Raw genomic sequence first — 14,065 nt, 5'->3', positions numbered from 1 at the left:
CGGACAGGAACGCGGATTCGACGGATTGAACCGATTTAAACGGATTTTAATCTGCGCCAATTCGTGTTCCTGTCAATAAAACATAGACTTAAACAGCTTAAAAAAAATGAAAATCATCAGCCTAATTCTTCTTCTGGTTTCTGCTTTTTTGGGTATCAAACACGGGTGGGACGCCTTCCAACCCGGTAATGCCGAACAGGCAAAAATGATGGCAACCCTGGGTATTTCCCAAGCCGTTTTACCTTATTTTGGGGTGGCTTCCATCGCAGCGGGTTTGTTATTGCTGTTCCCACAGACCTTTTTCGCGGCCAATTTGCTCAACGCCTTTTCCATTGTTCTGATCATGGCATTGGCGTTGCGGGCGGGGGATTATAAAATGGCCTTGCTGGAAATTCCGTTTCTGGCCATCCCCTTGTTGCTGATTTGGCTGAAGTATCCGTTAAAATTTTAAAAACCACTTTTGCACGATGTCGAATACAACGCCACGCCGAATAAAAACCATCTCGGAAGGGCATCGCTTAACGGGACTTGAAAAACCGCATCATCCGCTGATCAGTGTGGTGGATGTGTCTCAATTTAAAAATCATGCTGATATACAGGCGGTTATTTTTGACTTCTACGCCGTATCGCTGAAACGGGGCTGCGACAACCTGTTGTACGGGCAGCAGAAATACGATTTTGACGAAGGCCTGATGGCGTTTATGGCCCCCGGACAGATTCTGCGGGGTGAAGAAAACGGTCGTCCGCCCAACCTCCAGGGCTGGATGCTGTTTATCCATCCCGACTTTTTATGGAATACGTCCCTGGCTAAAAAAATAAAGAAGTACGACTATTTTGGATACGCCACCAACGAAGCGTTGTTTCTTTCCGATCGGGAGGAAACGTTGATGAACGGAATCATCGACAACATTAAACAGGAGTACAACGCACCGATCGACAAATTTAGCCAGGACGTCATCATTGCCCAGTTAGAACTCCTGTTTACATATGCCGAGCGGTTTTATGAACGCCAGTTCATCACCCGTAAAGTGACCAACAGCCGGATTTTAACGCGATTGGAAGACGCATTGGACGACTATTTTAACCGGGAAGAATTGCTCTCGAAAGGGTTGCCCACCGTGCAATACGTTGCGGATCGTCTCAACATTTCCAGCAAATATTTAGGCAGTTTGCTGAAACAACTTACCGGGCTGACGACCCAGCAGCATATCCACGAAAAACTGATCGGGAAAGCCAAAGAAAAACTCTCCACGACCGAATTGTCGGTCAGTGAAATCGCTTATGAATTGGGGTTCGAACATTCGCAGTCGTTCAGCAAATTATTCAAGACAAAAACAAAGCAAAGCCCCCTGGAATTCAGGGCTTCGTTTAATTGATTGACAAAAGCCCGGCTTACTTTGACGGAAATATCCCTTATTTTTGGCCAAAAATAACGCAGTTATGACATTTATCGGATGGTTAACCCTGTTGCTCTCCCTGTCGGGAGCGTTGCCACAACCTGAAAAAAAAGCTACCTCCGACGGTTTTGGAATCGACCAACCCCTCAACACCAGGAAAGATCAAAAGGTCTGGATGCTAACCTACTTCCGGCAGCGGTATCCGACCCGGATTGAGATCGATGCGCAGGGAAAAACCGTGGAGGTGCCGCTGGAAAACCCGATGCTGATCAACAAACTGCACATCGCTTTGTCGACGGATGGGCGTCACTGGACGCCGTTGAACGACAACAATCCCGTCTGGGAGCAACCCATGCGCGACCCGTATGTTCGGCGGGGGCCAGACGGGCTTTGGCGCGTTTTGACCACCGGCGGGGGTGGCAAAGACCGGGAGAAACTAGGGCCAAGTTGTCTCTATGCCACGTCAAAGGATCTGATTCACTGGCAGGTGGAAGGGCCGTTGCCGTTGATGAAGGACGTGCGGAATGCGTCCGGCGCACTGGCCCGCAACATTTGGGCACCCGAATGGTTTTATGATACCAAAACCGGGGAATATGTCCTGTTCTGGTCGTCGTCCTATCAGGATGCGGGCTGGAAGGAGAGTCGGCTCTGGTATTGCCGGACGCGCGACTGGAAGACCTTCACCCCGGCCAAAGTCCTGTTTGAACCGCCCTATTCCGTGATCGACGGCACCTTGCTGGAACACCAGGGCACCTATTACCTCTACCACAAAGAAGAAGAATTTGGGGCCAAAACCGGTGAGCGCAGGGCGATTCGGGTGGCCACCTCGAAGCACCTGGAAGGGCCTTATACCGTGGTGGAAGGCCCGATGAACAAAGGGCAGATCGTTCCGGTCATCACCGAAGGCCCCACCGTCATGGAAGATCCCCGTAAACCCGGCTGGTTATTGCTATACGATTATTGCATGACAAACCGCTTTGGCGCTTCGTCTTCGCCGGATTTGATTCACTGGACGGTGGAAGAAGACGTCAGTTTTCCGTCGGAAGCGCGGCACGGCTGTGTTTCACTCGTAACAGCCGCGGAAGCCGAGACCTTGCGGAAGGCGTATGCCGGTAAAAACTAGCAATGGAATGGAATGTGAAACGGTTTTTTTATACTTGAGGGAGCTTCGGGAATGGGGCTCCTTTTTTGTTAGCAAGTTTGCCTTTTGTCTGGCCGAAGGAAACCAACCCAAACTTCGTCTAGTTAGGAGGTAGGGGTCAGGCTATGACGAGCGAGTAAAAACAATCAAACGACGATGTCAATAACGAAAGAAGCGGAACTCATCGGAATGCAGAAAGCCAGTGAAGCGGTGGCTTACACCTTGAAGGCGATGCGAAACTATGCGCAACCCGGTATGACCACCAAACAACTGGACGACTACGGAGCCTCCATCCTCGCTGATTTTGGGGCAAAATCAGCCCCCTATTTAACCTACAAATTTCCCGGTTGGACCTGCATCAGCGTGAACCATGCGTTTTGCCACGGTCTTCCGTCCGACAACACCATCCTGAAAGAGGGTGATTTGGTGAATATCGATGTTTCTGCCGAGCTGAACGGTTTCTGGTCGGACAACGGCGGTTCCTTTGTACTGGGCGAAGATGTCAACCAACACCAGAAGCTGATCGACGCATCGAAGCAGATTTTGCAGAAAGCCATCTACACGATCAAAGGCGGGGTTCGCGTTGCCGACATCGGACATTTGATCGAAACGGAAGCCAAAAAACGGGGGTACAAAGTCATCAAAAATTTGACGGGACACGGCATCGGAAGAAGCCTGCACGAAGAACCCCGCGAAATAGCGAATTACCGGGACCGCTCGAATCCGACCCGATTCAAGAAAAATTCGGTCGTTGCCATTGAAACCTTCATTTCAACGATTTCCACCTATGCCGAAACCCAGCAGGACGGCTGGACGATGGTTGGAAACAAGGGCGGTTTTATGGCCCAACACGAGCATACCATTGTGGTTACGGACGGCAAACCGCTGGTGCTGACCGAAATGAATGAAATTTGGTAGAAAAGCCCAAAGATCCTTGAATCTAAAATAGCCGCAGCATGGAGAACAACAAAGCAACTCTGGAAAAGGCAAACGCAGCGATCACCCAGGGCGACCATGAAGGTTTTCTGTCGCATTGCACAGAAGAGACCGTATGGATCTTTGTGGGCGACAGGACGTTGAAAGGCAAGGAAGCCGTTCGAGAATGGATGGCAACGGCCTACGCGGAACCGCCAAAATTCAGGGTCGAAACCTTCATTGCCGAGGGCGATTATGTGACCGCCATTGGCAAAATCAGCCTGAAGGACGACGATGGAAAAACCGCCCTCTATGACTACTGCGACGTCTGGCGATTTCGAGACGGTTTAATGGACGAGTTAAAAGCGTTTGTCATCAAACCGTAGAGAAGCTGAAAGAACCCTGGAAAAACCACCGGCCTTTTAAACAAAGTATATTCGGACGTTTAAACAAAGTCGCTCAGAACCACCCTGCCTAATTTTGTCCCAACAAAAACAAATAAACGGTTTTAAATCATGGGACAAACAAATGATCAGGGCGCGTTGCAGCAGCCGATCGGTTCAGGATTCAACGCTACCTCCACAACCAGCGACGTCATCAAAGGGATTGACCTGACCGGCAAAATCGCCATCGTAACCGGGGGGAACACCGGCATCGGTCTGGAAACCACCAAAACACTGGCAGCCGCCGGAGCCACAGTCATCGTTCCGGCGCGGGACACCGAAAAAGCAAAGAGAAATCTGGCCGGCATTCCCCGCGTCGAACTGGAAACGATGGATCTAATGTCTCCGGCTTCCATCGACGCCTTTGCTGAAAAATTCCGGGCATCGGGTCGGCCGCTTCATCTGCTCATCAACAATGCGGGCATCATGTGGGTGCCGCTGCGCCGGGATAGCCGGGGTATCGAATCGCAACTGGCAACCAATTATCTGGCGCCATTTCAGCTTACGGCCCGGCTATGGCCCGCCCTCAAAAAAGCCAATGGCGCCCGCGTGATCAACGTGTCCTCGCACGGGCATCAATTCGCGCCCTTCGATTTCGATGACCCCAATTTTCTGAACCGGGACTACGAAACGCTGCAAGCCTACGGGCAATCGAAAACCGCCAGCAATCTATTCGCCCTTGAACTCGACAACCGGGCCAGTGCCTTCCACGTTCGGGCCTATTCGTTGCACCCCGGTTCAATCGGCGGCACGGAATTAGGCCGGGAAGCCCCTCTGGAGCTGTTTCAGCAAATGGGATTTCTGGATGCCGACGGGAATATGCTGCCGGAAGTCGCTGCTTCCCTCAAAACCATTCCCCAGGGCGCGGCCACGACGGTTTGGTGCGCCACCAGCCCCTTGCTCGATGCGGTCGGCGGGGTATACTGCGAAGATGTCGAGGTGGCCGGGCTGGCTTCCGACACGGAAATGTCAACGGGTGTAAAACGCTACGCCGTGGACGAAGCCTATGCAAAACGCCTGTGGACCTGGAGCGAGGCAATGACCGGAATCACCTTCGAGATCAACTAATCAGATTAAAAACCGTACAATGAAAACTTTAAAAGATAAAGTTGCCGTCATCACGGGCGGCAACAGCGGTATCGGCTATGCCACCGCAAAAACACTCCATGGAAAAGGGGCCAACGTCATTATCACCGGTAGACGAAAAGAAGCGGTTGAACAGGCGGCAACCGCCTTACAGGTGACCGGTTTACTGGCTGATCAATCCAGTTTAGCCGACATAGACCGGCTGGTAGCGGATGTGGCCGAACAATGTGGTAAAATCGATATTTTGCTCATCAATGCAGGCATCTCCAAGTTTGCGCCCATTGAACAGATGACTGAAACGATGTTCGACGAAATCATGAATGTAAATTTCAAGGGAGCCTATTTTACGCTGAGTAAATTTATTCCTGTTCTGAATGACAACGCATCCGTGGTGTTGTTATCGTCCACATCGGCCACCATTTCCCCGCCAAGTGCATCGGTCTATGCGGCAAGTAAAGCCGCCATCAATGCAGTTGCCAAAATTGCCGCGCTCGAACTGGCATCCCGGAAAATTCGGGTCAATACCGTAAGTCCGGGGCCGATCGCTACAGAAATTATGCATAAAATTGGCCTGGACGATCAGTTGGAAAAGCAACTGGTCAACAGTATCCCGTTGTCAAGATTAGGCAAGGCTGAGGAGGTAGCGGATTTGATTGCGTATTTATCCAGTGACGAATCCGCCTATATCACCGGTTCGAATTTTTTGATCGACGGCGGACAGTCCGTATAGCCAGCAACGTTTTGGTTATATTATTTTTTGTAGTATTCAATTTCCTATTATTTAAACTCTTTAAATAACCGATTCGTTTGCTGCCCCGTCGGGGGCTCAACAGCGGAGCGTCGCCGGGCCGCCGGAGCGGTAGAAAAGGATTACCCATTGTTCCAGCGTGCCGTGAGGTACGCGACCGCCAGGTATACAATGTTGCGTGCCTCACGGCACGTCGGAATACGGGATAACCGAATTGGCCTACCGCTCCTGCGCTGTTTATTCCCTACGGGAATGGATCAGATATTTCATCCAATTAAAGCAAATAAAACATGGATTATCAGGCGAAATACATCACCGACGACATCAAACTTTCCTGGTACGAGGATCGGTTTTTCAAGTCGGACATCCTGTTCGACCACCACATGCTGATCTGGTTCATTTCCGGGGAAACCAAAATTGTGCAGGCCGATGCTACTTACTTTTTTAGGAAAGGCGATATCTTTTTAATACCCAGAAATCAACTGGCAACGATCATTAATTATCCGAAAGACGGCCAGCCGCACAAAACCGTCGTCATGCATTTGACGACCACCAGGCTCCGGGATTTTTACGCCAACCTGCCGGTGAAACCCAGCGCTTCGGAATCGCAGAAAATCTATGGGTTCAACAATCACCCGTTGCTGGAAAGTTGTCTGGCTTCCCTGGTTCCGTATTTCGACATGGCGGATCTTCCCGAAACGATTGCCGCGTTGAAAATCACCGAAGCCATCCACATTCTCCGGGCAATCGACCCGGGAATCGATTCCGTATTGGCCAATTTCGAGGAACCCGGTAAAATCGATCTGGTCAGCTACATGGAAAAAAACTTTATGTTCAATTTGCCGCTGGAAAAATTCGGCTACCTGACGGGCCGCAGCCTGACGACCTTCAAACGGGATTTTGGCAAAGCGTTCAACGCCACACCGCAGCGGTGGCTTACCCAAAAGCGGCTGGAACTGGCGCACTACCAGTTTATAGAAAAAAAGAAGAAACCGATCGATGTTTGCTACGAAGTGGGGTTCGAAAACCTGTCGCACTTTTCGTATGCCTTTAAAAAGCATTTTGGGTATGCGCCGACCACCTTGCTGGGGCAAGCTGCAAGTCACTAACCGATTATGCGTAAGGAGTCGTCACCAGTAATTTTCAGAAAAAATGGTAACAGCATTGCTATTGATCCTCAAGCGTTTTTTTGCAAAAAGAAACATACCAACCATCAAAAGTTACACCTCCAATCCGGCCTTACCAACCCTGATGCCGGATTGGTTAGGCACGCCTTTGGACCAGCATGGTTTGTTTATCAACTACGAATATCCAACCGTAATTAGTTACAGCGCCGTCCTTAAGTTTATGCTGGAAAGAAATCCGCAGCGGGAAGCGAAAAAACAGGATACCTGGCGAATAACCGTTCGTAAAAAAGAAGATTGGCTTTCGGATGCATCCGATAAAATTGTGTGGCTGGGGCACGCGAGTTTTTTTATACAGCTATCCGGTATTCGGATCCTGATTGACCCTGTTTTCGGGAAGTTGCCGGTTGTGAAACGCTATTCGGAGTTGCCTGTGGAGCCGGAAAAATTCCAGAACATCGATTATGTATTGGTTTCCCACGCACATTACGACCACTGCAATAAAGACAGTATCAAAACCATCGCGCGTAATAATCCGCAAGCCCGGTTCCTGGTGGGGTTGAAGCTCAATGAACTCGTGGCCAAATGGGTGACGAACCCGATTCAATCGGCGGGTTGGTATCAGCAGTATCAACATACTGACACTTTGAAAATTACGTTTTTACCGTCCCGGCATTGGGCGAACAGAAGCCCTTTTGATGTCAACACCAGCCTTTGGGGTGGATTTATGATTCAATCCGAATCTAAAACCGTCTACTACGGGGGCGATTCAGGCCATGGTTCACATTTTAAATCCATTGGTGCGCTTTTCCCGGCCATCGATGTGGCTTTGATCGGCGCGGGGGCTTATTCGCCAACGTGGTTTATGGGACAGCATCATCAAGACCCCTACAAGGCCGTCGAGGCTTTTCATGCCACGGGGGCGAAGACATTCATTCCTTTTCATTACGGAACGTTTGACTCTGCCGATGAACCGATGGGAGAACCCGAAACGGTGTTGAAAAATCTTTACGCGGAAGGCAAAATCAAGAATCAGCTCAGGTTTTTAGCGTTGGGAGAACCTTTTCTGGTCTAAGCATGAAATCACTATCTCAAAAAGCACGTCGGTTAATCTGTGTTTTTTTCGTCGGCGCTTCCATGTCCAGCTACGGACAGGATCGGATTCAAAAAGATAAAAAATGGTTTATTGTTCTGCCGCTGCGGTTTACGCAGTTACAGGATCAGCCGACGATGCTGAGTGGGGTCAAAGTAGGTCGGGCCGTCAACGACCGGTTTCAGGCTTCGCTTTCGATTTACCACTCGTTTTATCTGACGCGTTTCAGAGCCCCGGCTAACCTCGACGGATTTGATAAACAACCCCGCCTGTTTATCAATGGAGTAGGGACGGAACTCGCGTATTATTTCCTGAAAAGCGCTCGATTCGCATCCAGCCTGGAACTCTTCCTGGGTTGGGGCTTTCTAAAGTATGATTTGAAAGACCGGAACTTTACGAGCAGGCAAGTCAATTATGTGGCGATTGAACCCGTCCTCAACACCGAATACCGACTCAACACGACCACCCTGGTCGGCTTCGGAATCGGTTATCGGCCCATCTTCAGCAACCGGCCCATCGCCTATTCGTCTACGGTTTCAACGGGGGAGCTGCCGATCCAAAAAACATTTCCCAATGGCATCAATGTGATTGTAACGCTGAAAGGGTTTTTATAGGAACACGATTCCGCATTCCTATAAAACCTCAGGGCAAAGGCTAGTAAGCAAAAGTCATACTGTAAAATGAAAGCAACCCATAAAACGCTGGCAGACTTCCATCAAGACCGGGAAAAACTGTTTGAAAAAGGATTGGAAGACATCGATTCGCTGTCAGCAGATGAGCGAATTTGGTTTACGATTGAGTCGCTGATCGGGGCGGTGGATAACGGTGGGTTAATCAGCCACTATTACAATTCCGACGCCGACTATAATCAGGAAACCGTTCAGGATCTGCACACACTCGGTTTTCCGGACATCGCCGATCTCTTGGTACGGGTCAACACCTTATTTCCGGGCGGACAACCATCGAAAGACATTGAAGAACGAAACGAGGTGATTGACCATTGGCCCGAAGGGAAATATGATAACTTATTGGATCGACTCGATAAATTGTTTTACGAGAAAGAAAAAGCGTTAGAAAACCGGCTGCTTCTGCACATCGAAACCAAGCTGAGTGTAATTGGACTGAAAACGCGGGAAGACGGATCCTGATCCTACGCATCTTTTGTCGGTTTTGAAGCGGGGAAGCGGGTCTGGATCTCGTCCTATTGAGGCTGGTAAATTTCAAATAATAAATGATGAATGCTGAATATAAAAGGAGGCTGTATTGAAACACTTTTACATTTAGTATTCATCATTTATTATTTGAAATTCTGTATTTATATCTCGCTTCTATCAACCCCGTTTCCTACACGGATATTCAGGGTAACGTATCCCGATCCCCTCAAAGATTCTGACCGCCCGACACTTCAATTCGCTGGGCGTTGATCCACCGGGCTTCTTCCGAACAGAGGAAGGCCACAACCCCGCCAATGTCGTCCGGAAGTCCAACCCGGCCCAGGGCGGTTAGACCGGCAATGTGCTGATTGACCTGCGGGTTGTCGCGCGTCACGCCACCGCCGAAATCGGTTTCGATGGCTCCCGGTGCTACGGTATTGACGCCAATGCCGCGTGCGCCCAACTCCTTCGCCAGGTAGCGCGTCAGCACCTCGATGGCCCCTTTCATGGACGCATAAGCCGAATAACCGGGCAGGCTGAACCGGGCCAGCCCCGTCGACAGGTTGATAATCCGGCCACCGTCCTGGATCAGGGGCAACGCTTTTTGGGTCAGAAAATAGACGCCTTTGAAGTGGATGTTCATCAATTGATCGAAGGCTTCTTCCGTCGTTTCGGCAAACGAGCCGTAGAGTCCAATACCGGCATTGTTGATTAAAAAATCGAAGTGATCCGTTTTGAACGTGTCTTGCAAAACCGCCGATAAGTCGGTGAAAAAACCGTCGAAGCTTTTGACGTCGCCGGTATTGAGTTGCAGGGCGGCCGCTGTCCGACCGGATTGTTCAATTTCGGCCACCACCGCCAGGGCTTCTTCTTTTTTGTGGTTGTAAGTCAAAATGACATCGATTCCTTGTTGGGCCAGACGCAGGGCCATGTTTTTCCCCAATCCCCGGCTACCGCCCGTTACCAGGGCTATTTTATGTTGTGATTTCATGGTTGTTTTTTGTTTCAATTGACTGAAACAAAAGTAGCGGGCCAGCGCCGGGTACGGTTTGCAAGCATCAATCCATCCTTTGCAAAATTCAAATCAGGGTTGTCAGGACCGAAAAGCGATGGGGGCGAAGGTGGTCTGTTTTTTAAAAAAATTAGAGAAGTGAGCCACTTCCTCGAATCCCAGCGAATACGCAATCTCGGAAATGTTCCAGTCGGTTTGCTTCAACAGGATCTTGGCTTCCTGAACGATCCGGCTGCTGATGAGGTCGGTGGTGGTTTTGCCGGTACTTTCTTTCAGCACTTTGTTCAGGTGATTGACGTGAACCGCCAGCCGTTCGGCATAATCCCTGGCCGTGCGCAGGTTGAGTTTCTGGTGCGGAGATTCGATCGGAAACTGCCGTTCCAGGAGTTCGATGAACAAAGACGACACCCGGGCCGAGGCCGTGTGCGACGGATAGAGGGCGGTTTCGGGTTGCAACTTTTGTCCGTAATGAATCAGTTCGAGGACGTAATTACGCAGTAGATCGTATTTAAAGGCATAATTGGAGGCCAGTTCCTTGTACATCTTGCGGAAGATATACGCGATGTCTTCCGACGCTTCGTCGGTAAGCTGAAAGATGGGATAACCGCCGGGCTGAAAGATCGGGAGATCGTCCAACACCACCCCGCTTTTGGTCTGAACCAGAAAATCGGCCGTGAAAATGCAGAAGTGACCGGACTGGTTTTCGTCCTGCGGAACCCAGTGATACGGTATTTTTGGCGTGGCAAAGAGCAACGCATTCTTTTCGATGTGGATTACTTTATCCGCGTATTCGGCTTTGTTCCGGCCGCTGATGTGGCTGATTTTGTAATAAGCACGCCGGTTGTAGGGCATCACCGGTTTTACTTTGAGCTGAGCCGCGACCTCGTCGATTTTGAAAACATTGAAATGACCAATCTCTTTGCCGATTCCTTCCGGGACTAACGAAGCAATTTCGTTATAAAATCCTTCCAGTGTGGTGGTTGTCATGGGAGCGCTGGTTTGCGAAATTCAAATGTACAAAAGTTGTCGGAGACTTTTTTGGCCCAACCGGTTGGTTTTTGCCGGGTGTTATTTGGGGTAAAAGGCTTACCATCCGTGGAGTAACTTTGTCAAATTCAAACAGAATGGAGTAGATTTGGCAATCGCTCCGTCAGCGACCTTCCTCCTTCATTTTAACCGTTTCCCAACAAGCTCATGAACACACGATTTACCTCCCGAATCCTTCCCGTTGTCCTCACGATTTTGATGGTTCCGTACGCTTTCGCCCAGAAAAAGGCGGAGAAAATAGAGGAACTCATGCGCCAGTACGCCGAAAACCGACAGTTCAACGGAACGGTGCTGGTAGCCGAAAACGGCAAGGTGATTGTGAAGAAAGGCTACGGTATGGCCAACATGGAGTGGAACATTCCGAACACGCCCGATACCAAATTCCGGCTGGGGTCGGTCACCAAGCAGTTCACGGCCTTTCTCATCATGCAACTGGTCGATCAGGGGAAATTGAAAGTCAGTGAGAAAATCACGACTTACCTGCCCGATTATCCCAAAGCCACCGGCGATAAAATAACCGTTCACCACCTGCTTACACATACGTCGGGCATTCCGAACTATACCAATTTCCCCCGGTTTTTTGAAACCATGAGCCGCGACCCGTACGCGCCCGAAGCGTTTGTGAAGAAGTTCTCCGATCTGCCGCTGGATTTTGAACCCGGTTCCAAATTTTCCTACAGCAATTCCGGCTATTTTCTGCTGGGCGTTCTCATTGAAAAAGTAACCGGCAAACCGTACGCGACGGTTTTGCAGGAGGGTATTCTCAACCCGGCGAAACTGAAGGATACGGGCTATGATTTGCCCGGTCCGATTCTGCCCAAAAGGGCGGCAGCCTACGAAAAACGGGGGGGCGGTTATGTCAATGCGCCCTACCTGGACATGACGATTCCGTATGCCGCCGGGTCGCTGTATTCGACTGTGGAGGATCTGTATCGCTGGGATCAGCTTTTGTATACGGATCAATTGCTCTCAGCGGCTTCAAAAAAGGCTCTTTTTACGCCCGCACTGGCGCATTATGCCTACGGTTGGGGCGTGGGTAACGCGAAGATCGGCCAGCGGAAAGACAGCGTTCTGATCGTTTCGCACGGCGGAGGCATCAACGGGTTCAATACCCAGTTCACCCGGATTCCCAACGACAAACACACGGTTATTTTACTGAATAATACCGGCGGAACGGTTTTGGGGGCCATCCAGGCCAATATCCTGAACATCCTGTACGACCAGCCCTATGAGAAACCGAAAAAATCCATCGCGACGGCGCTCCGGCAAACCCTCGCGACGGCATCGCTGGAAAAAGCCCTCCAGCAATTTGTACAGTTAAAAACGGACAAAGCCTATTCACTGAACGAAGACGAAATGAACGAATTGGGCTACGATTTAATGCGGGAAGGCAAAATGAAGGAAGCCCTGGCGGTTTTCAATCTCAATGTGGAAGCGTATCCCCAGTCGTCCAATGTGTATGACAGCCGGGGCGAAGCATACCTGAAAAACGGCGATAAAGAGCTGGCTATCAAGGATTATAAGAAGTCGGTGGAACTGAATCCGCGCAACACCAACGGCGTTGAAGTGCTGAAAACGCTGGGCGAAAAGGTAGCCGGTCCGAAGGATGCGACGGTGTCGGCCGAAATCCTCGAAAAATACGTCGGTAAATACGAGCTGGCGCCGACTTTCAGCATTACCGTGACCCGGACGGCCACGCAACTGTTTGCGCAGGCCACCGGTCAGGACCGTTTTGAGCTTTTTCCGGAATCGGAAACCAAGTTTTATCTCAAGGTGGTGCCGGCGCAGGTGACGTTCGTGAAGGACGAAAAAGGGCAGGTGACGCAACTGGTGCTTCACCAGAACGGACGCGACATTCCGGGCAAGCGCATACCTTAAATGATTGTTTAGAGATGTAACCCTATTCTATGATTCGCATATTCCAACAGGATGAAGCCGCAGTTCGGAAGGTTCGGGATATTGACTCGTTTTCCGATACCGAGCGCACCCTCTGGGTTGATTTACAGAACCCGACGCGCGAAGAAACCAAGAGCGTAGAAGATAAATTTGACGTTAATTTTCAGACACAACAGGAGCAGTCCGAGATCGAGAGCAGTTCGCGCTACATCGAGGAAGATGAATTTCTGATTGCGAACTCCAATTTCATGGTTCCCGACAAGGAACAGATGTACGTGACGGTGCCGGTCAGTTTCATGCTGAAAGACGAGACGCTGTTTACGTATCGGAACGCCGATCTGAAATCGTTTGCCGATACCGTCAAACGGATCAAATCGCGCCGGTCGATGTTCAACGACGGGGCGCAGATTCTGATCACGATCTTCGAATCCCGGATCGATTATGACGCCGATTTGATCGAGGTGGTGTCGCTGGAAATTAAATCCATCAACCGCCAACTGGATCTGGAAGCCAACCTGGATCGTGAAATGCTCTTGAAAATCAACGACTATCAGGAGCTAACGATGTCGATTCGGGAAAACGTGGTCGACAAACAGCGCGTAATTACCTCCATGATTCGCAGCGACGGCTGGTTTACGGACGATGAACAACAGCGGCTCCGGACGCTGATCAAAGACATCAACTCCCTGATCGACCACACGAATTTCATCTTCGAACGGCTGGAGTTTTTGCAAAATACCTACCTCGGTTTGATCGACCTGGAGCAAAACCGGATCGTCAAAATCTTCACCGTCGTGTCGCTGGTTTTTCTGCCACCGACCTTGCTGGCGAGCATCTGGGGGATGAACTTCGCCAATATGCCGGAACTGAGCTGGCAGTTGGGCTATCCGATCGCGCTGGGTTCCATCGTCCTGTCGTCGCTGGTAACCTTATTGATTTTCAGGCGAAAAAACTGGCTTTAAACCATCCCGTGCGAATAAATATTCAGTAACATGTTACTTTTCGGGGT

At 50.2% G+C, this 14,065-nt stretch carries 15 protein-coding genes; 13 read left to right on the top strand and 2 right to left on the bottom strand.

Going from position 1 to position 14,065, the window contains the following annotated elements; all coding sequences use genetic code 11:
• Positions 1–106 precede the first annotated feature (106 nt).
• The 11 genes from FH871_RS06580 (at position 107) to FH871_RS06530 (ending at position 9,095) form a co-directional block, all read left to right on the top strand.
• Positions 107–451, top strand: coding sequence for a hypothetical protein (locus FH871_RS06580; protein ID WP_138990542.1), 345 nt, complete (start codon positions 107–109; stop codon positions 449–451).
• 16 nt (positions 452–467) lie between these two features.
• On the top strand, positions 468–1,376 hold the full coding sequence (locus FH871_RS06575; protein WP_138990541.1) for an AraC family transcriptional regulator: 909 nt from the start codon (positions 468–470) through the stop codon (positions 1,374–1,376).
• Positions 1,377–1,440: 64 nt separating this feature from the next.
• Positions 1,441–2,520, top strand: a complete 1,080-nt coding sequence (locus FH871_RS06570; RefSeq protein WP_138990540.1) for a glycoside hydrolase family 43 protein — start codon at positions 1,441–1,443, stop codon at positions 2,518–2,520.
• Positions 2,521–2,694: 174 nt separating this feature from the next.
• Positions 2,695–3,456 (top strand): type I methionyl aminopeptidase, encoded by a 762-nt coding sequence (gene map, locus FH871_RS06565; RefSeq protein WP_138990539.1) that lies wholly within the window; start codon positions 2,695–2,697, stop codon positions 3,454–3,456.
• A 38-nt stretch (positions 3,457–3,494) separates the two neighbouring features.
• The gene (locus FH871_RS06560) at positions 3,495–3,839 is read left to right on the top strand and encodes a nuclear transport factor 2 family protein (protein ID WP_138990538.1); all 345 of its coding nucleotides are present in this window, start codon (positions 3,495–3,497) and stop codon (positions 3,837–3,839) included.
• Positions 3,840–3,968: 129 nt separating this feature from the next.
• Positions 3,969–4,964, top strand: coding sequence for an SDR family NAD(P)-dependent oxidoreductase (locus tag FH871_RS06555; protein WP_138990537.1), 996 nt, complete (start codon positions 3,969–3,971; stop codon positions 4,962–4,964).
• Positions 4,965–4,983: 19 nt separating this feature from the next.
• Positions 4,984–5,712, top strand: coding sequence for an SDR family NAD(P)-dependent oxidoreductase (locus FH871_RS06550; protein WP_138990536.1), 729 nt, complete (start codon positions 4,984–4,986; stop codon positions 5,710–5,712).
• 308 nt (positions 5,713–6,020) lie between these two features.
• A complete protein-coding gene (locus FH871_RS06545; protein ID WP_138990535.1) occupies positions 6,021–6,839 on the top strand; it encodes a helix-turn-helix domain-containing protein in 819 nt (272 codons plus the stop codon).
• 142 nt (positions 6,840–6,981) lie between these two features.
• Positions 6,982–7,929, top strand: coding sequence for an MBL fold metallo-hydrolase (locus tag FH871_RS06540; RefSeq protein ID WP_171062776.1), 948 nt, complete (start codon positions 6,982–6,984; stop codon positions 7,927–7,929).
• 2 nt (positions 7,930–7,931) lie between these two features.
• Positions 7,932–8,561, top strand: coding sequence for a hypothetical protein (locus tag FH871_RS06535; protein WP_138990533.1), 630 nt, complete (start codon positions 7,932–7,934; stop codon positions 8,559–8,561).
• Positions 8,562–8,627: 66 nt separating this feature from the next.
• Complete coding sequence (locus FH871_RS06530; protein WP_138990532.1) at positions 8,628–9,095, top strand: DUF4375 domain-containing protein; 468 nt, start codon at positions 8,628–8,630, stop codon at positions 9,093–9,095.
• Between the two features lie 232 nt (positions 9,096–9,327).
• On the opposite strand, the gene FH871_RS06525 is transcribed toward FH871_RS06530, so the two are convergent.
• On the bottom strand, positions 9,328–10,092 hold the full coding sequence (locus tag FH871_RS06525; protein WP_138990531.1) for an SDR family NAD(P)-dependent oxidoreductase: 765 nt from the start codon (positions 10,090–10,092) through the stop codon (positions 9,328–9,330).
• Between the two features lie 102 nt (positions 10,093–10,194).
• The gene (locus FH871_RS06520; RefSeq protein WP_138990530.1) at positions 10,195–11,100 is read right to left on the bottom strand and encodes an AraC family transcriptional regulator; all 906 of its coding nucleotides are present in this window, start codon (positions 11,098–11,100) and stop codon (positions 10,195–10,197) included.
• A gap of 207 nt (positions 11,101–11,307) precedes the next feature.
• Between FH871_RS06520 and FH871_RS06515 the strand changes: the two genes are divergently transcribed.
• Both FH871_RS06515 and corA read left to right on the top strand, forming a co-directional pair.
• Positions 11,308–13,038, top strand: coding sequence for a serine hydrolase (locus FH871_RS06515; protein WP_138990529.1), 1,731 nt, complete (start codon positions 11,308–11,310; stop codon positions 13,036–13,038).
• A 29-nt stretch (positions 13,039–13,067) separates the two neighbouring features.
• Positions 13,068–14,018, top strand: a complete 951-nt coding sequence (gene corA / locus FH871_RS06510; RefSeq protein ID WP_138990528.1) for a magnesium/cobalt transporter CorA — start codon at positions 13,068–13,070, stop codon at positions 14,016–14,018.
• Positions 14,019–14,065 lie beyond the last annotated feature (47 nt).

Source organism: Larkinella sp. C7 (assembly GCF_006149005.1).
In the GTDB taxonomy this organism is placed as follows: Bacteria; Bacteroidota; Bacteroidia; order Cytophagales; family Spirosomataceae; genus Larkinella.
This window is presented reverse-complemented; position numbering and strand designations above follow the sequence as displayed.